The sequence below is a fragment of the Trichocoleus sp. FACHB-6 genome, assembly GCF_014695815.1.
Classification (GTDB): Bacteria; Cyanobacteriota; Cyanobacteriia; order Cyanobacteriales; family FACHB-T130; genus Funiculus; species Funiculus sociatus.
Genome location: NZ_JACJOY010000019.1, coordinates 47,691 through 68,145 on the forward strand (window position 1 = coordinate 47,691; position 20,455 = coordinate 68,145).

Here is a 20,455-nt window from a genome sequence, read left to right on the forward strand (position 1 = left end):
AGTTAGCGCTATATGAACCCAAAGGAAGAAAATGAAGAGAATTGCTTTGTTTGGTACAAGTGCCGACCCGCCGACATCGGGACATCAGGCGATCCTTAATTGGCTGTCTCAACACTACGATCTGGTTGCGGTGTGGGCATCGGATAATCCGTTTAAGTCTCACCAAACGCCCCTGGAACATCGATCCAGAATGCTACGGTTGCTGATTGAGGAACTTAATTCAACTTGGCACAATATCTGCCTGTTTCAGCAACTCAGCAGTCCGAGAACTCTGGAGACAGTGCAGAAGGCGAGGGCAATTTGGGGAATGTCGGTAGACTTTACAGTAGTAATTGGTTCCGACTTAGTTAGCCAGATGCCGCGTTGGTATAGAGTTGAAGATTGGTTGCGGCAAGTGCAACTGCTGGTAGTACCTAGACCAGGATATCCGATAGAAGACTCTAGTTTAGAGGAACTGCGGCAGATGGGGGCGCACATAGCGATCGCTCACCTTAACGCGCCAGCGGTTTCCTCTACAGCGTATCGTGAGAATGGAAACACCAAAGCCTTGACGACCACCGTCAAAGACTATATCAATAGAGAACGTTTATACGAATGCCAGGACGCGGCTCGAAAAAAATAGCACAACAACCGACATTAGCCGATTTCAAAGTCGGAGTTGATAACGTAATTTTCTCAGTCGATACAGCGCAAAATCGACTGTTAGTTTTGTTAGTAATGCGCCAAGAAGAACCCTTCTCAGGACATTGGTGCTTACCCGGTACTTTAGTCCGTCAAGGAGAATCTTTAGAAGATGCCGCCTATCGAATTTTAGCTGAAAAAATTCGCGTCAAAAACTTGTACTTAGAACAGTTATACACCTTTGGCGGGCCGGGACGCGATCCGAGGGAATGTGATGGTAGTTATGGGGTGCGTTATCTATCAGTTAGTTACTTTGCTCTGGTACGGTTTGAAGAAGCTGAATTAATTGCCGATGGCGTTAGTGGTATTGCTTGGTATCCCTTAGAACAAGTGCCGCAACTCGCCTTTGACCACAATAAAATTTTAGAGTACGGTCATCGGCGTTTGCGAAATAAGTTAGAGTATAGCCCAGTTGCATTTGAAGTGTTGCCAGAGGTATTTACTTTGAGTGACTTATATCAGCTTTACACGACAGTTTTAGGGGATAATTTTGCAGATTATTCCAATTTTCGCGCCCGGTTGTTGAAGCTGGGTTTTCTTTACGATACTAAAGTAAAAGTGTCGCGTGGTGCTGGCCGTCCGGCTAGTTTGTATCGGTTTGATGCTGAAGCATTTGCCCCGTTTAAGGATAAGCCTTTGGTTTTTATTTAAACACCAAGGTACACCAAGTAATTTAATCTTCTGCGTTAAAAAAATAAAACATGGAACCCGAAGAGACTTTAGATATCCAAGACATTCGTAATGAGATTGATAAAATTGACCGGAAAATTATCGAACTTCTTGGCAAGCGATTTGAATATGTGAAAGCTGCTGCCAAGTTCAAAACCAGTCAAGAAAGTGTAAAAGCCCCAGAACGTCGTCAGGCTATGATGCAGCAAAGACGTGTTTGGGCTGAAGAACAAGGCTTAAATCCTGATGTAATTGAAAAGTTATATCAAGATTTGATCACTTATTTTATGAATGAAGAATTACACCATTGGAAATCAAGAAATAAATAATGTAATATATTCAAACATAGCCAACCTTATTTATATATAAAATCTTATTTCTCGGCGTCTCTGCGGTTCGTTTTAAAAAAGTAGCTTTCACACATCAAATAGAATGGCTATATATGAAAATTGCGATCGCTCAACTTAACCCTACAATTGGCGACCTCGCCAACAACGCCCAACAAATTCTCAATGCTGCTAAAATTGCATCTGAGAATAATGTCCGTTTATTGTTAACACCGGAACTTTCTTTGTGCGGTTATCCGCCACGGGATTTGCTCTTAAATCCCAGCTTCATTGAATCAATGGCAAACGTTTTACAGCAATTAGCGCAAAATTTACCGCCAAATATAGCTGTTTTAGTGGGAACAGTTGAACCAAATTCAAAAGCGCACGTTGCTGGCGGGAAACCTTTATTTAACAGTATCGCCTGGTTAGAAAATGGTCAGTTACAACAAATTTTTCACAAGCGACTGTTACCCACCTACGATGTTTTTGACGAATATCGATATTTTGAACCAGGGCTGCAAGCTAATGCTTTCACCCTCGACAATCTCCACATCGGAGTAACAATTTGCGAAGATTTGTGGAATGATGAGGAATTTTGGGGTAAGCGCAGCTATGCAATAAATCCAATTGTTGATTTAGCTCAATTGGATGTAAATTTTATTGTAAATTTATCAGCTTCGCCTTACAGAGTTGGTAAGCACAAGTTGCGAGAATCGATGTTGCGACATAGCGCGTCTCGCTTCAATAAACCAATCGTATATGCTAATCAGGTTGGGGGAAATGATGACTTAATTTTTGATGGTTGCAGTTTCGCTTTAAATCGTACTGGTGAGGTAGTTAGTCGCGCTTTTGCTTTTGAAACTGATTTGGTGTTAATAGAATTTGATGAGGAAAAGCGGGATCTGATCCCCGCCAACTCCTCCTCGTTAAGAGGTGAGGGAAAAATATCGCCTTTACCAGAAACTGAAGATGAGGAAATTTGGGGTGCTTTGGTGTTGGGGGTGCGAGACTATGCGCGTAAGTGCGGCTTTTCTAAAGTAGTTATTGGTTTGAGTGGTGGGATCGACTCGGCATTAGTGGCAGCGATCGCATCCTCTGCATTAGGATCAGAGAATGTATTCGGCATTCTCATGCCTTCTCCCTACAGTTCCGATCATTCTATTAAAGATGCGCTGGAATTAGCGGAAAATCTGGGCATTGCAACTGAAATTCTGCCGATTGGCGATTTAATGACAGGTTACGACAAAACTCTGGAAAAGGTGTTTGCTGACACATCTTTTGGACTTGCGGAGGAGAATATTCAATCGCGGATTCGGGGTAATTTATTGATGGCGATCGCTAACAAGTTTGGCTATCTCCTACTATCTACAGGTAATAAATCAGAAATGGCGGTTGGCTACTGTACGCTTTACGGCGATATGAATGGCGGATTAGCTGTAATTGCTGACGTACCTAAAACTCGCGTTTATTCGCTTTGTAATTGGCTGAATGCTGAGGGACTGGGGACTGGGGAACAGAAGAATGCTAATCTTTCCTCTATCCGACAAGAAATTATCCCCACCAATATCATCTCCAAGCCTCCGAGTGCAGAATTAAAACCCGGTCAAGTCGATCAAGATTCTCTGCCGGATTATGATATTTTGGACGACATTTTACAACGCTTAATTCACGAGCATCAATCATCAGCCCAAATTATCGCCGCCGGACACGATGCAACTGTTGTTAACCGAGTGATGCAGCTGGTAGCGCGTGCGGAATTTAAGCGGCGACAAGCACCTCCGGGAATTAAGATTACAGATCGCGCTTTTGGTACTGGTTGGCGAATGCCAATTGCCAGTCGTTGGGCGGTAAACAACTAAAAATTTCAAAGCCAATAAACTGTAGACAGGCATCTTGCCTGTCTACAGTTTATTGTTTTACGAGTTTTAAACGCGATCGCTTCTCCCAAACCTTCTTCATTTGAGATTTTTTCAAACTTTGCAAGCGCGATCGCAACTGTTTTAAATTCGGTGTCTCTCCGCCATAACGCCATTGGACATATGCCTGAGAAATTTCGTTGATGACTTCGGCTTTGTCAGGTGAATGGTGTTGACGTGCTTGATAAGCATACTCTAGGGGAGTGTGTGCCGGGTGCTTGGCATATCCTTGGACACTCAACTCCTTAAGCATTTGCTGGTAGATACTTTCCATCGGCGGCAACTTACCCAGCCAGAGACGGTAACGCAATGCTTGCAACCTGTTCCAAGCCAACCAACCAAGGAACCCCAGGCAAATTGACAAGATAATACCAGTAAACAATCCCACCCAGCCATTGGAAAGCAGCGCCCAGAGCCAGATTATCGCCCCAATCAGCCAAATGATAATGGCACCGAATACGTTATTTAACCAACTTGATACAGGTGAAGGCAACCACCCGGCAACCCACTTCCAGAACTGGCGCAACACGCTAAAGGTTTGGTCTTCTTCAACTGAGGGGGGAATTAAGGGATTACCGGGAATCGGATCGAAGGCAAACCAGCCGTAGTTGGGAAAATACACTTCTGTCATCGCGTAAGCGTCGGTGTTGCGAACGACATAGAAGCCAGTGAAGGGATTGAACTCCCCTGGTGAAAAGCCTGCTACTAGCCGGGATGGAATGCCAACCGAACGCAACATAATTGTTAAAACGCTGGAGAAGTGGTCAGGATAACCTCCTTTGTGTTTGAAGAGAAATGCTTCTACTAAGTCTTCCTTTTCATCCAAAAAAGGCAAGCCAAAAGGGTCTTGTGGGATGGTGTAGTTTTGTTTGAGATACTGAGCTAAGTAGAGAGCTTTTTCGTAGGGAGAGGTGATGGGTTTTCTCGATTTGGCTAATATTTCTTCGGTTAGCTGCCGCACTTTGTCAGAGATTTCTGGAGGAACTTGCAGATAGTAATTGCGGATTCTTTCGGAATAGTTTGTTGATGTTTTCGCCAAAAGAGCGCGATCGCGTACTGGTACTTCAGAAATCACGGTGTAGGTAAATCCTTCTCCCAAACCTGTAGGCGCTCGCAAACCGCTCTCGGTATCCACCGCTACTTCCTGTGTGGGAAAATACAGTTCTTTAGGATAGGATAAGGCGGGAATCAGATTCGGCAGTTCAGACACTATTGTGTAACTCTGAATCACCTGTTTAGTTTTCCCAGTGAAGATTACCTGTCTGGGAAGGAAAAATCGGTACGACCAAGCTGGACGTTGCACAGTCTGCGTTTGCTTGTCGCGGGAAATCTCCCAACCCTGACCAGTGTAGCGATCTAAAGCCAGCACTCGCCAAAATCCCTCGGCTTGCGATCGCACTCGCATCACCACTTTGGGCTTCATCTCTCCCCGGAGATTCTGGTTAATTTTGCTGCTAAAGCCGTAGTAGAAGGTATCATCCATCTGCCCGGCTCCCCTTTCTTGGTTTTGCCCGCCGCCTCCACCGCTACCTTGTTTACCTTGTCTGGCGTAACCAGGGTTAACTATGGCGCGGCCGTTACTAGAAAAATTTTGTTGTTCTAAACCTTGAGGCCCGCTAACTGGAAATGTTTGTAGTTGATAGCCAGGAAACCGGGGCATCACTGCAAAAATAGTTAGTCCCAGCCCCACAATTAAAGTAAAAAGTAAAAAGTAAAACTTAAAAGTGTTTTTAATTTCTTGGGGATTTTTTTTAACTTTTGTCTTTTTACTTTTGCCTTCAAGTAGGCCTAACCGAGAGCGATAATCTAGCACCAAAACAGGCAGCGCTACGCCCAAGAACAACAGCAAAATGGGTGCAAAGGTTAATGTTTGGCTAACTGTACCAGCAACGCCCAACAAAATCAGCCCAATCACCATCGAATAGCCTAAATCTTTGCGACGCGGGAGGTCAAAGCTGTGCAGCACTTGCAGATGAATCAACAATTCTGCAAGCACCAAGCGTGTATCATTCAAAGCACCAAACAGATTTCTCAGAAAAACTGTTAGTGCTACCACCATCCCAATCGCTATCAAAAATTTTACAGGCACATTGCGATCGCGTCGTCGATAGTAACTCCACGTCGCACCAACTAAACTCAGCGGCACAGCCCATAAACTAATCTGAGTTTCCGCCGCTACATCCGTGGCAATAATTCCCACCACTACGAGTGCCTGCACCAGCACCCGTAGCAGGATTGATTCTTCCGTTTCCGGCTTCGGTGTTGTTTCTAGCCGTTGCCGCACCCGATGCAAAACTGAATTAGTCATTAGTCATTAGTTATTGGTCATTAGTCTATTGTGCTTTGTCTGCTGTCAGTTATCCGTATGTGTTGGAAGGTTGGAAAGCTGTTAGAACGAGAATCTCTACCCAACGTTTCAACTCGACAAGCCTTAAGTGACGATTGACTGCTGACGAATTACTAATGACTACGAACTAATGACTACGAACTAATTGCGATCGCAAAAATCAGCGGTGGTTGATCCACTTCTGACAAGCGAATTTCCAGAGGATAAGTCTGATTAGGTTCTAAATCAAACGATTCTACACTCAGGTAGCCTGGATAGGAACGCTGCGCTGTTGCAGAGGCAACAGCAGTTCGCAGCGTCAAACTGCCGCCACGAGGCAAACGACTAACAATCCTGCACCTGGGAACCCTACCCTCTACCTGGTATTCTGCCTGGATGCTCATGATCCCCAGAGATGTTTGCCAATGTCGCTCCACAGGCTTCGAGTCGGGCGATACTGGCAACGTCAGCGCCTTGATGATTTCTCGAGCCGCCAATAAGGACAGCGCCATCTGTTGGCTATCTGTAGCTTCTTCGTAACGATTGGTGAAAAGTTGCTGCTCTTGGGGGGAACGGGTTGGGTACAGCAACACCATTCCTGCTAACTGGTTTAGTGTCTGGCGTTGTTCTGGAAACAAGGCACTAGCGGCACGCACCAATTTCGCTCCCTGCGCTAGCGGCGACTGCACGACCTCCTGACAGGAATCTAGCAGTTGTGTTAAAACCGTTTCGGGGAGGGTGACAGGCAGACTGAAGTTAGAAAGCTGTGGTATCCACAGGGGAACAGAGCTTTCAGCCTCGCCGTCTAAATAATCGGGTTCGTAGTTGCAAATTTCCGTCTCCCAAGGAAAAAGAGGTGGGTTACGTTCAATTTCAACTTGCAGTTTGCGCTTCAAAAGGGTATGGAAACGATTTTGCACAGTCGGTTTTTCTCCTCCCAAGTTGAGTGGTTGACAGCCTTGGGCCGCTTCATCGAGGTGGTCTAATACTAGGCTCAGGTCTTCTGAGTCTAGGGGATCAGAATAATCCAATTCCATTGCCTCCACAGGATCGCCTTCCAAGTTAGGGTCTTGTGGTGGTTCTGCTGCTGTGGGGTTAGAATCCTTTAGCAGCCATGCTAGGAAGCGGTTATCTATCGCTTCAGAATTGTTATCTAGGTCACTATTCATCTTGAGATGCACTTGCTCCGGATACTGAACGATTGCGAATTTCCCAGGCAAGCTCCAGCAGCTTAAACCATCGCTTTTCGACCTGAGAAACTGTACAATTTAAAGTCTGAGCGATCGCTGCTGGTTCCACTCCCTGTTGCTTTAATCGTAGTAATTCAGCCTGTTGAGCGCTCAAAACTCCTTGAAACACCTGCCATTGCTGGGGTGTTAGACCCAAATTGCGCTCTAAATCCGCTTCTAACCACTGATGCACCAGTTCCCAGCGATGGGAAAGGGCAAACCGAATTAAATGATATTTGAAGCGTTGTTGCAAATAATCCCTCTGGCGGGGAGTCAAACCCAAAATCGCCTCAATTTCCCCGGCGGATAAATCTTTCAGGCGCAGCGTAAAGTAATCGACGCATTCATGCTGCTGGCGGTCTTTGAGATATTTCATCAACTCCTTAACCACCGTTTGGCGCAGGCTCTTTTCCAACGGTTCCGGTTCATGACCTACCATTGCCTCCCGCACCTGATGCACCGTTGCTTCATTCCAAACCGAGTCTGACTCGGTACCGCCTCCCTCTGCCGCCTGCTCCATATCTACGGAAGTTTCCGGAGGTTGCTGTTGCGAAAATGTCTGCGCCCGCAGGATGATTAGTTGCTGAGTGCGATGGCCCGGAAGGGGAATGCGTCGCTTGCCGTAGCGTTCGGCAAAAGCCATGTATTCTGCCAACTCTAAAAGAGTATGGGGACGATACTTGGTAACAATCGCATTCTCGCGGCGAAACGCATTTAAGGATTCCGCATAGAATCCTTGCAAGAAATCTTCAATCAGCACCAGCCGTGCCTGATAGCTCGTTGGCACTTGTGAAGGTGTAATGTAGCGATAGACAATCGCACTCAGAGTAGCGTGTAATTCCACTCTTCCCCGATGTGCGCCCATCTGATAATAGTGAAGACATTGCTTCAAGCGAAGACGAGCCAGCGTCGTCGCCCAAGTTTCCACATCTCCTGAATCTTGGATGCGTTTACTCTCATGACAAATTCGGGCGACTTCACTGGCTATCCGCGCCGCCACCTCACGACAGTTATCCTCCGAGGCTTTTGTTGACTCTCGGAGTTCGTTAAATAGTAGTTTAAAAATTGCCTCCACGCGCTGGTAGATATTCCCCACACTGGCTAAATTGTTACCAAGACCCTAGCATACCCAAACGTCATCCGTTAACAGCACAAGCCCTTAAATTAACAATATGAATTTAGACCAACAGATTCTAGCACTGATTGACAAAGCGCAACTTTATGGTGTACCCCCTGAGTGGATTACCCAAATCGCGCCCGTTCTCATCGAATATGCGACCGGGTTACAACATTTAGAGTATTACATTCTCCAAAGCCCAGAATCCGGTTGGTTATTGACAACCCTTAGTAATCGCGCCGAACCCGATGTCCAAAAAAAGGTGATACACGCTTTCTCAACTCTTGAGGACGCTAAGGGTTTCCAGTTAGTGCCAGAGCCTCAAATTGTTGCCCAAAGAGAGCCTGTGACTCACATTTTGTTTGAGACGGTCGGCAGGGAGGTTATAGACAGCACAATTTTCTTTGATACTCCCGGCAATCGTACCACTGGCTATGAAATTTTTCGGGTAAATTTAATAGAGCGGATCAAAGAACATCAGCAAATACATCGACCTTCCCCCAAATCTAACCCCAGAAACTTGCCTCCAGATATTGCTTGAGCAAGGTTTTTTATGGTGAGCTTTTTTAATCAATGCTTTGAAGCTTTAAGAAATGTAATAGAATGTCCGATTTGTATTAATCGTTTACGCTCGTCTACTTAAATCCGAGCGTAAATAAACGGAACAAAGAAACCGGGTTTGTAGGGCTCCTGCAATCTCCGTTTAATTATGCTCACCGCCTTAGCCGCTAAAGTTAATTGCTCTTGTAAATGTTTGTAAAAATATTTTTAGAGGTTCCTGGTAAGTAGAAAAAGTTCTGTAGACGTACTTATTGATTTTGGATATTAGATTTTGCGAAGGTCGGATATATTCCAAAAGCCTCCCATAAGGCAAAATCTCTTTGATATTGTTTTGACGACAGCACTGTTATGCTTACCATCGAGTGCTTACGCAGCAGTTTTCAACATCGCCTCAGGCGGGCAGATTTTCGATTTTTCAACATCGGTTTTTACTTTCAGTGTCTCCGGCGAGGGAACCATCACCGACCTGAACGTGAGGTTTTCCGCCCAGCATACTTATGATTCTGACTTGACTGTTTTCTTGCGATCGCCAACTGGAACACAAATTGAACTGTTTTCGCAGGTAGGAAGCTTTGAGGACAACTTTCAGGATACCTTGCTCGACGATCAAGCAGCGATCGCTATTACCGCTGGTAACGCCCCGTTTATCGGTGCCTACAGACCTAGTAACCCCCTGAGTGCGTTCAATGGACAGAACCCCAACGGAACCTGGACATTGAGCATTGTTGACGACTTTGCCGCCGAGGATGGCTATTTGTACAAAGCAGGCGACGCAGCACCGTGGGGGACTGCCCTTGGTACGCAGTTGAGTTTTAATTCTTCTACTCCAGTGCCTTACGAGTTTTCACCAACCTTGGGCATATTGGTGCTGGGCGGTTGGGGTGCGGCGACTCAACTCAAAAAACAACTGCAAAAACGCAAATAATACTACGCGATCGCAATCTTTTCTAGTTGTTTCTAACAGTATCAAATTTCAAACTACCCAGCACTTACGAATAGTTACTGAAATTAAAAACCACCCAACTTTAATTAGGTTATTAGCCAGTAATTACACTGAACTTTTCAGTAAAACCCTCTATATCTCGATAGATTGTCCGGAAGTTCAAACCAGAAACGGAAAGATGAACCAGGACGTCCTGATTGAACTTTACACTGGGAAATTATCACATGGATATTCGTTCGCTGCCCATAGTTTGCAAACTGCAATTAGCCAGTTTGAAGAAAGAGCAGCCGATCCTAGACCGTGAAACAGCTACTCCAGATCGTCAGTCTCAGCAACTTAAACGTCCACTCACTTTCCACAAAAGTTTAGTATTTCTTGGACTAACAGCAATATTAGGACTCAGTGGAGGCACTGCCCCTCAAAGTGCGATTTCTCAAACTAACTTAGTTTCATCAATAGGCAGTAATGTCACCTTTTCCTGTAACGATTCTGAAGCAACAATTCGAGCTAAAAACGGCCCTAGAGTCACCTTTGGATCGTCAACCATATACATCGGCTACCAGCAAGTATCAAGTATTAACCAAGACCCGCGAATGGTGCGTTTCGACAATGGTGTAAGAACTTGGTGTAAAACAGACTACGACACAACAGGTGCTGATGGTCGAGGCTACGGTTTACTTTGGAATGGCAGCAGCATTTTATATGCTGCATTCAGCACCGACGGCACACAGGGAACATCCAGCCAAGATTTTCGCCGCTTTGCTACAAATGGTTGGTTAACTACCTATGGACAAGGTGGGGGTAGAAAAGTGGCAATTCTAGCACGGGTAGATCCTAAGACTGGTAATGTTCTCAATGCCACATTTTTATCAGCTTTGCTAAGTAATGGAGAAAGCAATTCTTTAGCTGTAAAAGGCTTATCTTGGACAGGCACAAACCTTGTCGTTCAGGCAGATTCATATTTTGCTCCTCGACGACCAAATAAAACTGCAATGATTTGCACTGGTTCTTCGCCCTTCCAATACACGGCGCAATTCACTAGCGACTTAAGAACTGTGGTGCAGGCTTCAGCACTAGGTTGTTCTTAAATTGGGATTTGCCAATTAACGCAATGTGCAATCCCGATTAAAACTCCCCTTAAGAAGGGCGCAAGGGGGATTATTACTTGAGTTTGTCTAGTGTAAATCGCCCCCAAACTTCCTTTTTAAGGCGGATTTGTAAAAGTTGAACCTTAAGCCAATTACTAATTCTTAAAGGTTAATTGCTAATTGGGAGAATAAAAAGTGAACAATTATCTCTTTTTGCCTTTTGCCTTTTGTATTGTGCCTTTTTTAGTTGGAGAAGTGACACGAGCTGCTACATTTACTGAGATTGGCAATGCTGGCGAATTGCTATCAACAAGCCAGGCTGTAAGTACCCAACCGCCCGGAACACCCCTGACCAGTATTTTAGGAATAATAACGGCAGGTGAAGATATTGACTTGTTCCAAATATACGTAAATGGCGTTAATCCATTTTCCGTTACAACAGTAGGTACTGGGACTACGATTGACACGCAGTTATTCTTGTTTAATTCAGCGGGCATAGGTATTTTTGGAAACGATGACGATGCAGGTACTCCTCAGTCAACTATTCCTTCTACTTTGTTATCTGCTGGGGTTTACTATTTAGCGATCTCTACCTTTGGAGACTCGCCAATAAGTGCTGGAGGTGAAATTTTTCCTTCACCATTGTTGGGAGTTCAAGGGCCAACTGGTGCTGGAGGTGCGTCGCCCCTTAGCGCCTGGTTCAGAGATAGCTTTGATGACAATATTGGCACCTATACTATTAATTTAACCGGTGCTGAGTTTACTACTGGTTCTACTCCAGTTCCCTACGAACCGCATTCAGCATTGGGGGTATTAGTGTTGGGTATTTGGGGCGCTGTTTCTAGTTTTAAAAAAACACGAAAATTAGCCAGTAAATCATGTATAGCGGGGAATACCAGCCAAAGCGGACAACTTGCTAAAAAGCCAGAAAAGCAAGTTTAAATCTATGAAAAAACGTACTGTCACCGTAGGTAGGTTATTAGGAAACTCAAAGTTATGGCTGTTTGCGATCGCTTTCGGCATAGCTGCGGTTCAAGTAATCTTAACCTGGAAGCTAACTCGCGATAGCGATCGCTTAAGCTTAACTGTCTTGTCTTGGTGTGCTTTATTCTCCTTGCTGTGGAAAAAACGTAATACTTTAAAAGTAGAAAGTGATATTTTTTCTACTTTATTTGGTATCTTCTTGATTGCTACCAGCCTCATTAAAAGCACATCTCTATTTTGGTTTGAATCTTCATTTATTAAAATAGCTGTATTATTTTTTGCTTTAGGTTTGGCTTTAATAGCATCTGGTTTTAATGGTTTAAAGCAATATTTACAGGAATTTATTATCGTGTTGCTTCTTGTTATTCCTGAAGAATTACTATTACAACAACTTGAAAATCTAATTAATACCAGTCTATTAGCCGCTAAGTTTTCAACCTTCATGCTTTGGTATTTAGGATTTACAGTTTCTCGCCAAGGCGTAAACGTGATTTTACCCAACGGCGCTATAGAAATATATGCCGGATGTTCTGGATTAAATGCGATGTTGTTACTGTTACGGCTATCGCTGCTTTTTGTTTTAGTATTCCCTACAGAACTTTATAAAAAAATATTATTACCCACAGCCGGTGTTTTATTAGCATTTCTAATCAATGGGATTCGAGTTGCTTTAATGGCGGTTTTGGTGGCATCCTCAAATCAGCAAGCATTTGAATACTGGCATGGCTCTGAAGGCAACCAAATATTTTCTACAATTTCTATTTTGGTTTTTGGTATTTTATGCCAACTTTTCCTACATGAAAACAAACTGGAACATCCAGAGAATATGGAGTTTTAAAAGCAATGAGATTGAGCAAAGAACTCCGAGGCATATTACTAGCTATAACTTTTTTTGGAATTATTTTGACGCTTTTAAAGTTAATATTAGATCCAGAAGCAGGTAATAAAACTGTTAGCTTATTCACTTTTCCTCTAAATGTTCCATTAACTGAAGCCCAATTATTGGAAACTAAACCTTTGAATGATACAGTAACTCAGCTACCCGGACAATACGATTCTGTTATTGCTGGAAGGCAATATCGATATATTAAAAATGGCATTTCTATCAATATAGAGATGCGCTATGTGGTAGGTACTCTGGGAAATATCGATAGCTTGCTGCCAAAACATACTGATGTCAAGCTACCTCGTGGTGAGATGATACAGGCGTTACGCCAGCAAAATGAAATAGGCTTTTATAGCCTCTTTGTTTATCGGCATCAAGCTTACTTGAATGCCTGTATTAACCCACGCGGAAACAGTACAGTTACTATGCAACAATTTTTGAAAAATCAGGTTACTTACGACTTACAAATAGGACGTTTGATGCCTTGGTTATTAGGTGAAGAAACTTTGCGCGATCGCCGTTGTCTTTGGGCGCATTTATCCACGCCTTTAAATGGTACTAACCCTGAGTCTTCCTATCAACTTTTGGAACAAGCTTGGTTTTCCTGGTTTCGCTGGTGGAAACCACGCTTTCCTAAACAATAGATAGTTTTGAGTAATAACAATTTAGAAAAAAGTTTTACTTGTATGAACCAATCAGAAAGCAAAGACATTCAGACTATTTCACTTTTGCGGGTCGCAGGTTACGGCTTGTTGATGTTAGCCTTCTTTGATTTTTCTCAGATTCTTGTTCCACCACGCTTTACTAACCCAACCTGGGAATTTCAGATGATGGGTTCTCTCGTTGAAAGAGTTCCTGTACCTTTGATAGGACTGGTGTTAGTTTTTTACGGAGATTTAAGTTATCGCCGCAAATTAGAAACAACTATTTTAAAACTTTTTTCCTGGGTTTCTCTAGCATTGGGAGTATTATTTTTACTGCTAATTCCTTTAGGAGTTAATAACACTTGGCGACTTTATAATCGCAACACTGCCCAAATCAATTACCAATCATCTCAACAGTTATCGCAAATTCAACAATTTAAAGGTAGGTTAGCACAAGCTACTACTGAAGAAGATATGAATCAGCTTTTTGCGGCTTTAAATCCCCAAGAGCGATCGCCTGAAATTAAAAATACTGAAGACTTCAAAAAGAAACTACTTGCAGAAATTGGTAAAGCTGAGAAGATTGTCACTACCCAAAATCAAACAACGCGCCAAAATATGCGCCTTAGTCTAATAAAAAGTTCTCTAAAGTGGAACTTAGGTGCGTTGGTTTCTGCCACTTTGTTTGTTTGGATTTGGCACGCCACACGCTGGGCGCGACGCAAGCGGAGCAAGAGCATTCATAATTAATACTTCCTCGTTTATCAACCCTAAAGGAAGGCTTCGCCTAAGAAAAGGCGAAGCCTATTTTATTTGTCTTGAGTTCTATGGCAGACAGCGTAATACTACCAGCGATCGCGCCGTGACTGGCACAGCTTTATCACCCGTGTAAATAGCTCCGTCTTCTACGAAACCAGCCTCCTTAGTATCAATCTCAACCATCCACTCTCGCTCTTGCAAATCAATTGGTAAAGTAAACTCAATTATTTCCCAGTGAGCATTAAAGAACAACAGAAAGCTCTCATCAATAATGCGTTGACCTTGGGGACCAACTCTGGGAATTTCCTCTCCATTCAAGAAAACCCCAATTGCCTTGGAAAAACCAATCTGCCACTGTTCCTCAGTCATCTTGGTACCATCAGGATTGAACCAGGCAAGATCGCTTATCGTCCTACCGTGGATCGGTCTTCCTTGAAACCACTTGCGTCGCTGAAATACCGGATGTTTGCGGCGGAAGTAGATTAGCTGGCGAGTAAAATTTAACAGCTCAGCTTTTTCATTTTGCAAATTCCAATCCAACCAGGAAATTTCATTGTCTTGGCAGTAGGCATTATTATTACCCTTTTGGGTTCGCTGCATTTCGTCCCCGGAAACCAGCATCGGTACGCCTTGGGAAAGCATTAACGTCACCAGGAGGTTTCGCTTTTGTCGTTCCCGCAACGCCAAAATTGCGGGGTCATTGGTTTCCCCTTCTACCCCGCAATTCCACGAACGGTTATGGCTATCGCCATCGCAGTTATTTTCTCCATTCGCCTCGTTGTGCTTTTCGTTGTAGCTGACCAGATCGTAGAGAGTGAAACCATCGTGGGCAGTTATAAAGTTGATACTGGCATAAGGACTGCGCCCGTTGGTCTGGTATAAATCAGAGCTACCCGTGAAACGATAGGCAAATTCCCCTAAGCTACCATCCTCACCGCGCCAGAAATCTCGCATGACATCGCGATACCTGCCATTCCACTCTGACCACAGCAGGGGAAAGTTGCCGACTTGGTAGCCGCCATCTCCCACATCCCAAGGTTCGGCAATCAGCTTCACATCCGCGATTACAGGGTCTTGGTGGACAATGGTAAAGAATGCTGCCAGATTATTCACATCATAAAGTTCTCGCGCCAGTGCCGAGGCCAGGTCGAAGCGGAATCCATCGACGTGCATCTCCAAGACCCAATAGCGCAGACTATCCATGATTAACTTCAAAATTTGCGGATGGCGCACGTTCAAGGAATTTCCGCAACCCGTGAAATCCATGTAATAGCGGGGATCGTCCTCTACCAGGCGATAGTAAGCGGCATTATCTACCCCCCGCATCGACAATGTAGGGCCTAGGTGATTGCCTTCGCCCGTGTGGTTGTAGACCACATCCAGAATGACCTCAATTCCCGCCTTGTGCAGCGCTTTTACCATTGCTTTGAACTCGCGTACCTGACCCCCCGGAGTTTTATCGGCACTATAGCCAGAGTAGGGGGCAAAGTAATTGAGGGAATCGTAGCCCCAGAAATTCTTCAGTCCCTTGTCAGCGAGATGTCCGGGAAAGCCTAAGAAGTGATGCACGGGCATCACTTCTACTGATGTAATTCCTAGAGTCTGGAGATGAGCGATCGCGGCCGGATGCGCCAGTCCTGCGTAAGTACCCCGCAGTTGTTCCGGGATATTCGGTTGCAGCTGGGTAAATCCTTTGACGTGGGTTTCATAGATGATCGTCTCGTGGAATGGGATTCGCAGCAGTTGATCCCCTTCCCAATCAAAGGACTCATCAATAACAACCGATTTTGGCATCAGATGGGCGCTATCAGTTTCGCTGAAGCTGAGGTCTTCTTCTGGGTCATCCCAAGAGTAGCCAAAGAGTTCTGGCCCATTGACGACATCGCCATCAATCGCTTTTGCATACGGGTCGATCAGGAGTTTGTTGGGGTTGAAGCGATGACCTTGAGATGGATCGTAAGAGCCATATACACGGTATCCATAGCGTTGTCCCGGTGCTATCCCCGGCACATAGCCGTGCCAAACCCAGTTGTCTACTTCCTTCAGGGTGAGGCGTTTCTCCTTACCGTCTTTGTCAAACAGACAAAGTTCTACACCGGTTGCGTTTTCACTGAACAAAGCGAAATTTGTACCTTTGCCATCCCAGTAGGAACCTAAAGGATAAACGTTACCAGGCCAGAGTTCTAGGTGCATATATGCAAATTCACGAAAAATTGATAGTTAGCTAAAATCAACTCTTTACAGCGTCAGTTCACTCCGAGCAAACGCATCTAATCTCTCAAGTCTTGCTAAATGAATGACTTAAGAGTTGTAGGAATTTTGTAATTTTACGCTGTATTTTATCGATTTAATTGATGTTCAAAATTTAGATGTGTTTGCCTTACTAATCGAGTTAAAAGTATTTTTGCATATCCCTGATGGCAAGTTTTTATATTTGGGGATCAAGTTTATCATAAATTGTTTGGTTAGAAGTTCCCTTTGAAACAATGCCCTGTGTTCATAAACCCCAAGCAGCATGGACAAATGCCCATTATTGTGCGTAAACCGAAGAAAGTTTTAGACACCATGATCCGTGATTACCCACTTGTTGTTTAAAATAATTTAACTGTTACTGTTTTCTGCGGCTTCTATCCGAGAATAAAACTAAGGTTAAGCTTGAAGGTGATTTTAAATACAAAATATCTTCATATTAGTTATGGCTGATACCTAGTAGCATTCAAATAGGTCGCTTCAGTTCGCTTTACTCAGGATGACATAGCACGTATGAATGCAACTTTGTATGAGTAGTATTTTCGGTTAAGTCTGAGCGCGATCGCAAACATCAATAGCAAGAATTTAGAATTCAGAAAAAATGAGGGACAGCAAAAACGTTTCAAGGGTTAATTGTTTTAGCTGCCTATCGTTTGACTCAAGACTTTCCTAAATCTGAAATAGACAACTAGCAACGGGATAATCTACAACCATTGCCCGCCCCGAAAACGCCAGCGGGGGAATATAATTCGCATAATTGTTTGCGATGCTATATAGACAGCAAGCCAGACGAAGCTGTAGTGGAGTGCGAACCATTGCAGCGGTAAATCTCTTCTTACACCTGGTAAACCAAATATTTTTACTAATAGAACTATAAATATTGCTTCCCAGATACCAGCAAGTAATTGCAAGACTCCGGGCCAATCTCTATCCCAGCGGAATTTCTGGATATAGTCATAAAGAACATCCCAAGCCAGTCCAAAGATAGCAACATCTAGCAATACCCAAAAATAAACTGGATTCGCTGGGCCGATGATGCCCAAATGAAAGGGTAAAGTTACTAAAACCCCTACTGTTGCAAGTAGTAATAACCGAGTTTGCCAGCGACCAAACAGCGTTGGAGTCATAGGAATTTGAATTTTAAATTATATATTGCACCGACGGATGATGGAGACTGACAAATTGTTGATTTTTAGGATAATTACTGAACGTGTATTTCTGCATAATCGCTTAACTATCGATACAGAAATTGATGCTAGGGGGATTGATTTGCTGCCCATTTTAGCCATTGTCCAAGGGAACTAAAAAGGTTTAAGCGGTGCATTCCTGGCGATCGCGCGGCTGCGAGGCTATCAACTGTACAAAGTGCGGCATACTGCAAGCCGAGGAAGCTATCAACAGCAGCGTAGGGGCCACCTAGTGTCATGGCACCAGCAGCATACATTCGCCCGCGTGAGGCGCGCATATCAACGATTTCAAAGTCGTTGGCGACGGCTATGCGCCCATTTTCGTGCAAGGGAAGGTTGTAATGGCTAACGAGGTCGTTAAGCAGGGGACTTGCTTTGACTTTGGCATCGAGTCCGGTGGCATCAATGATAAAGTCAGCTTCCAGCCGAATTTGCCCTTTTAACCCTTTTTCTTGAATGTAGGTGATGGTGTGTCCTGTTGCTGATGATTGCGGGTCGCGTTCGACTTTTTCAACTGCACCAAAGGCGATTTGATACCAGCCTTGGCGGATGCCTTCTTCTACGATGCGCTTCCAATCTCCACGGTCTGCGGTGGTGGTGCCTCCCCAGTCTGCTAGTAGGCGCGATCGCGCTTGGGGGTCGGCTTTTTCGAGCATTACCCGCAATTCGCCGCCCCAGCAGGCTTTGGGCCAGTTAAAGGGTTGAAATTCGTAGTGATTTTCGACGGTACGCTGAGAGGTACCAAATTTGTTGCCTTGGGGTTTGGGCGATCGCATCAAGTGTAACAGCGCAATATTCTGATTTTTCTTTCTAGCTTCATAAATTCGCTGTACAATCCGCGAAGCGACAATTCCCCGTCCCCGAATCATCACCGTTCCGCCATATTGCTCTAAATGTTCGTAGACGTGGTTATGTTCTTCGTAGGCATTCACCACTGATTTAAAATCGCCTGTTTTTTCGCGGTATTCTTGCAAATCAGGGAGAAACTGAATTGCTGGATAGCCAGTTGCTAGTTGTACGTTGCGGGCGATTAAAAAAGCATGGTCGCGGCGGTTGGCGCTGGTGCGAGAATAAGCGATCGCATACCTTCCATCCTCTGTTTTCCGAATCGACCGCACGCTTCCGTAGCGAAATATTTGCTCCCAACCAATCCGTTTGGCTTCTCTATCTATTGAGTCAAATACATTACCGGCGCGGGGGGTGTAAGTTTGGGCAAAGGTTGGTTCAGCAAACACTTGCCATAAATACCCTAATGCTGTGACAATACTTCCCTTAAACAAGTCGCGCCAAGCTTCCCGTAAAGCATAGCTGGGCCAACCCCAAATATTATCCGGACAAGAATCTGAGTTTGAGCGCAACCGTTCGTGCAGAGGAATTTGCGAATTCATGCAAAGCCGCTTGTAACGGGCGTAGGGCTGCGCCTCCATCCCCAAAGCCGCAATGCGATCGCTTTTTACCCCAGAAATTCTCAATAAATCCACCCAGACAAAGCTGCCCAACCCCGCCCCAACTGCCGCATAGTCCACTTCATCCACCGACAACCCGGTAGCATGGAGGTCTTGCACTGCAACTTGCTCTGCCCCAAACACAGGCGGGGGAAAGCTACTAGCAACCGCTACCACTGGTTGAGGTGCAGGCTGACTAATGTTGGGGTCGGGTAAATCGGTATCTGGGTTAAATAAAATCTGGGAATTGCCAGAAGGGGACGGCGCTGGTGTACTGGCAGCGAAGGTGACAATAATTTGGTAGGGGCCCATTTGCAGCGTGTCGCCGTTCGCCAAAATGCTCCGCGTCTGGCGTTGCCCATTGACAAAGGTGCCGTTGCTGCTGTTTTGGTCAATTACCACCACGCCGCCTGCATCCTGTTCAATTAGGACGTGGAAGCGGGAAACTTCAAGACTATTAAGAACCATCCGGGAGACGCGATGCCCGTTGATTTCGCCTGGCATCTGATTAAATTCTCGTCCTAGCGCAATTGGGACGGAGAGTATTGGTTCGCGTCGTTCTCCCGTTGCTGGGTCGTCCCAGCTAAGCCGAAGGCGCAGGGATGCGGGATTCATTCTTTATAACCTAGTGTTAGTTGCCGTTGGGAGTTACTAATACACTGAGTGCTGCTGCTAAGGAAGTGCCACACCAGGGACATCCCAAATTTAGCTGCTTATACGGAGAAACTTTATTACAAGCAAAACATTGCAGTCCGTAGGTTACAGGGTTAGGGCGGGTAGTACCCGGAGCTACTGCTTTTGCTGCTGGGGAGGACGGTGGCATTATTATAGTCGCGGGAACAGCGATCGCGCCCAGACAAACAGCAGTGACTTTTAGTTCCATCTGCCCTAAGTAAAAAATGCTACCCTGACTCAGAGCCACTTCGCCTTGAGCAATGCTGCATCCATCCACTAGAGGGGGATTACTTTCTCGCAGGGAACGCAAGTAGAAGCTTTGCTGCTGCGCTTGAAAAAAAATTTCGACGTGCAGTCCCGATACTGTGGGATCTGTCAGTACGATATCGCATCGAGCTGGGTCACGACCGATGCGGATTGTTCCAGGGTTTTTACCGATTTGGTGGTCGTTAATTGTCAGGCTTTTTACCTGCGTTGCTTCGTACCACTCTAAAGTTAGTTCGTTCATCGCTCTAGCCTTATATATTGTCTACTTCTATAAAGTGCTTCAAGTTAGCCTGTTCTGATTTCTAACATGAGCTAGAAGAGAAATCCGAAATTGTGTATGAAGTTTAAAGAAGGAGGGATTGGGGACTGGGGATTGGGAAGACCTATATAGAACCCATTTGACATCTAAGTTTGATATCTAAGAAGGTGCTGCAAGCCTCTTAATCATCAAGCGAATAAAACAAAGATTAACCTTGGCAGTCGCATTAGTTAAAGTTCT

18 protein-coding genes are annotated in these 20,455 nt (G+C 44.8%); 11 read left to right on the forward strand and 7 right to left on the reverse strand.

Annotation, left to right across the window (positions count from 1 at the left end; genetic code table 11):
* Nucleotides 1-31 precede the first annotated feature (31 nt).
* The 4 genes from H6F66_RS03405 to H6F66_RS03420 all read left to right on the forward strand — a co-directional run bounded on the left by H6F66_RS03405 (nucleotide 32) and on the right by H6F66_RS03420 (nucleotide 3,538).
* Nucleotides 32-622 (forward strand): nicotinate-nucleotide adenylyltransferase, encoded by a 591-nt coding sequence (locus H6F66_RS03405; protein ID WP_190418214.1) that lies wholly within the window; start codon nucleotides 32-34, stop codon nucleotides 620-622.
* On the forward strand, nucleotides 595-1,332 hold the full coding sequence (locus H6F66_RS03410) for an NUDIX domain-containing protein (protein ID WP_190418215.1): 738 nt from the start codon (nucleotides 595-597) through the stop codon (nucleotides 1,330-1,332). The genes H6F66_RS03405 and H6F66_RS03410 overlap by 28 nt, the downstream gene beginning before the upstream one ends.
* Nucleotides 1,333-1,382: 50 nt before the next feature.
* Nucleotides 1,383-1,679, forward strand: a complete 297-nt coding sequence (locus H6F66_RS03415) for an isochorismate lyase (protein WP_190418216.1) — start codon at nucleotides 1,383-1,385, stop codon at nucleotides 1,677-1,679.
* Between the two features lie 113 nt (nucleotides 1,680-1,792).
* Nucleotides 1,793-3,538, forward strand: coding sequence for an NAD+ synthase (locus H6F66_RS03420; RefSeq protein WP_190418217.1), 1,746 nt, complete (start codon nucleotides 1,793-1,795; stop codon nucleotides 3,536-3,538).
* Nucleotides 3,539-3,587: 49 nt separating this feature from the next.
* Here H6F66_RS03420 and H6F66_RS03425 read toward each other — a convergent pair whose 3' ends face one another.
* From H6F66_RS03425 to hetZ, 3 genes are all read right to left on the reverse strand, one after another.
* Nucleotides 3,588-5,903, reverse strand: coding sequence for a DUF3488 and DUF4129 domain-containing transglutaminase family protein (locus tag H6F66_RS03425; protein WP_190418218.1), 2,316 nt, complete (start codon nucleotides 5,901-5,903; stop codon nucleotides 3,588-3,590).
* A 173-nt stretch (nucleotides 5,904-6,076) separates the two neighbouring features.
* Nucleotides 6,077-7,090: a hypothetical protein gene (locus H6F66_RS03430; RefSeq protein ID WP_190418219.1), complete on the reverse strand. Its 1,014-nt coding sequence runs from the start codon at nucleotides 7,088-7,090 to the stop codon at nucleotides 6,077-6,079.
* Nucleotides 7,083-8,246 carry a heterocyst differentiation protein HetZ gene (hetZ, locus tag H6F66_RS03435; protein WP_190418221.1) on the reverse strand — a complete coding sequence of 388 codons (1,164 nt, stop codon included), beginning with the start codon at nucleotides 8,244-8,246 and terminating at the stop codon, nucleotides 7,083-7,085. Before hetZ ends, H6F66_RS03430 begins: the two co-directional genes overlap by 8 nt.
* A 76-nt stretch (nucleotides 8,247-8,322) precedes the next feature.
* Between hetZ and H6F66_RS03440 the strand changes: the two genes are divergently transcribed.
* From H6F66_RS03440 to H6F66_RS03470, 7 genes are all read left to right on the forward strand, one after another.
* Nucleotides 8,323-8,808: a hypothetical protein gene (locus H6F66_RS03440; RefSeq protein WP_190418223.1), complete on the forward strand. Its 486-nt coding sequence runs from the start codon at nucleotides 8,323-8,325 to the stop codon at nucleotides 8,806-8,808.
* 351 nt (nucleotides 8,809-9,159) lie between these two features.
* Nucleotides 9,160-9,753: a proprotein convertase P-domain-containing protein gene (locus H6F66_RS03445; RefSeq protein ID WP_190418225.1), complete on the forward strand. Its 594-nt coding sequence runs from the start codon at nucleotides 9,160-9,162 to the stop codon at nucleotides 9,751-9,753.
* Between the two features lie 242 nt (nucleotides 9,754-9,995).
* Entirely contained in the window at nucleotides 9,996-10,859 is an 864-nt protein-coding gene (locus H6F66_RS03450; protein ID WP_199313289.1) for a hypothetical protein, read from the forward strand.
* A gap of 195 nt (nucleotides 10,860-11,054) precedes the next feature.
* Nucleotides 11,055-11,801, forward strand: coding sequence for a DVUA0089 family protein (locus H6F66_RS03455; protein WP_190418227.1), 747 nt, complete (start codon nucleotides 11,055-11,057; stop codon nucleotides 11,799-11,801).
* Nucleotides 11,802-11,805: 4 nt separating this feature from the next.
* Nucleotides 11,806-12,681 (forward strand): cyanoexosortase A, encoded by an 876-nt coding sequence (gene crtA, locus H6F66_RS03460; RefSeq protein WP_190418229.1) that lies wholly within the window; start codon nucleotides 11,806-11,808, stop codon nucleotides 12,679-12,681.
* A 5-nt stretch (nucleotides 12,682-12,686) separates the two neighbouring features.
* The gene (locus tag H6F66_RS03465; protein ID WP_190418231.1) at nucleotides 12,687-13,373 is read left to right on the forward strand and encodes a cyanoexosortase A system-associated protein; all 687 of its coding nucleotides are present in this window, start codon (nucleotides 12,687-12,689) and stop codon (nucleotides 13,371-13,373) included.
* 42 nt (nucleotides 13,374-13,415) lie between these two features.
* Nucleotides 13,416-14,123, forward strand: coding sequence for an HpsJ family protein (locus H6F66_RS03470; RefSeq protein ID WP_190418233.1), 708 nt, complete (start codon nucleotides 13,416-13,418; stop codon nucleotides 14,121-14,123).
* 75 nt (nucleotides 14,124-14,198) lie between these two features.
* Here the strand turns inward: H6F66_RS03470 and glgX are convergent, their stop codons facing one another.
* The 4 genes from glgX to H6F66_RS03490 all read right to left on the reverse strand — a co-directional run bounded on the left by glgX (nucleotide 14,199) and on the right by H6F66_RS03490 (nucleotide 20,197).
* Nucleotides 14,199-16,325 (reverse strand): glycogen debranching protein GlgX, encoded by a 2,127-nt coding sequence (gene glgX, locus H6F66_RS03475; RefSeq protein ID WP_190418235.1) that lies wholly within the window; start codon nucleotides 16,323-16,325, stop codon nucleotides 14,199-14,201.
* 761 nt (nucleotides 16,326-17,086) lie between these two features.
* Complete coding sequence (locus H6F66_RS03480) at nucleotides 17,087-17,509, reverse strand: hypothetical protein (RefSeq protein ID WP_190418238.1); 423 nt, start codon at nucleotides 17,507-17,509, stop codon at nucleotides 17,087-17,089.
* Nucleotides 17,510-17,637: 128 nt separating this feature from the next.
* The gene (locus tag H6F66_RS03485) at nucleotides 17,638-19,629 is read right to left on the reverse strand and encodes an FHA domain-containing protein (protein WP_190418240.1); all 1,992 of its coding nucleotides are present in this window, start codon (nucleotides 19,627-19,629) and stop codon (nucleotides 17,638-17,640) included.
* Between the two features lie 16 nt (nucleotides 19,630-19,645).
* Nucleotides 19,646-20,197: an FHA domain-containing protein gene (locus H6F66_RS03490; protein ID WP_190418242.1), complete on the reverse strand. Its 552-nt coding sequence runs from the start codon at nucleotides 20,195-20,197 to the stop codon at nucleotides 19,646-19,648.
* Nucleotides 20,198-20,455: the final 258 nt, after the last annotated feature.

Excerpts from the sequence above, each read along its gene's own strand:
- H6F66_RS03405 (WP_190418214.1), top strand. The coding sequence starts at position 32 with ATGAAGAGAATTGCTTTGTTTGGTACAAGTGCCGACCCGCCGACATCG.
- H6F66_RS03410 (WP_190418215.1), top strand. The coding sequence starts at position 595 with ATGCCAGGACGCGGCTCGAAAAAAATAGCACAACAACCGACATTAGCC.
- H6F66_RS03415 (WP_190418216.1), top strand. The coding sequence starts at position 1,383 with ATGGAACCCGAAGAGACTTTAGATATCCAAGACATTCGTAATGAGATT.
- H6F66_RS03420 (WP_190418217.1), top strand. The coding sequence starts at position 1,793 with ATGAAAATTGCGATCGCTCAACTTAACCCTACAATTGGCGACCTCGCC.
- H6F66_RS03425 (WP_190418218.1), bottom strand. The coding sequence starts at position 5,903 with ATGACTAATTCAGTTTTGCATCGGGTGCGGCAACGGCTAGAAACAACA.
- H6F66_RS03430 (WP_190418219.1), bottom strand. The coding sequence starts at position 7,090 with ATGAATAGTGACCTAGATAACAATTCTGAAGCGATAGATAACCGCTTC.
- H6F66_RS03440 (WP_190418223.1), top strand. The coding sequence starts at position 8,323 with ATGAATTTAGACCAACAGATTCTAGCACTGATTGACAAAGCGCAACTT.
- H6F66_RS03450 (WP_199313289.1), top strand. The coding sequence starts at position 9,996 with ATGGATATTCGTTCGCTGCCCATAGTTTGCAAACTGCAATTAGCCAGT.
- crtA (WP_190418229.1), top strand. The coding sequence starts at position 11,806 with ATGAAAAAACGTACTGTCACCGTAGGTAGGTTATTAGGAAACTCAAAG.
- H6F66_RS03465 (WP_190418231.1), top strand. The coding sequence starts at position 12,687 with ATGAGATTGAGCAAAGAACTCCGAGGCATATTACTAGCTATAACTTTT.
- H6F66_RS03470 (WP_190418233.1), top strand. The coding sequence starts at position 13,416 with ATGAACCAATCAGAAAGCAAAGACATTCAGACTATTTCACTTTTGCGG.
- glgX (WP_190418235.1), bottom strand. The coding sequence starts at position 16,325 with ATGCACCTAGAACTCTGGCCTGGTAACGTTTATCCTTTAGGTTCCTAC.
- H6F66_RS03480 (WP_190418238.1), bottom strand. The coding sequence starts at position 17,509 with ATGACTCCAACGCTGTTTGGTCGCTGGCAAACTCGGTTATTACTACTT.
- H6F66_RS03485 (WP_190418240.1), bottom strand. The coding sequence starts at position 19,629 with ATGAATCCCGCATCCCTGCGCCTTCGGCTTAGCTGGGACGACCCAGCA.
- H6F66_RS03490 (WP_190418242.1), bottom strand. The coding sequence starts at position 20,197 with ATGAACGAACTAACTTTAGAGTGGTACGAAGCAACGCAGGTAAAAAGC.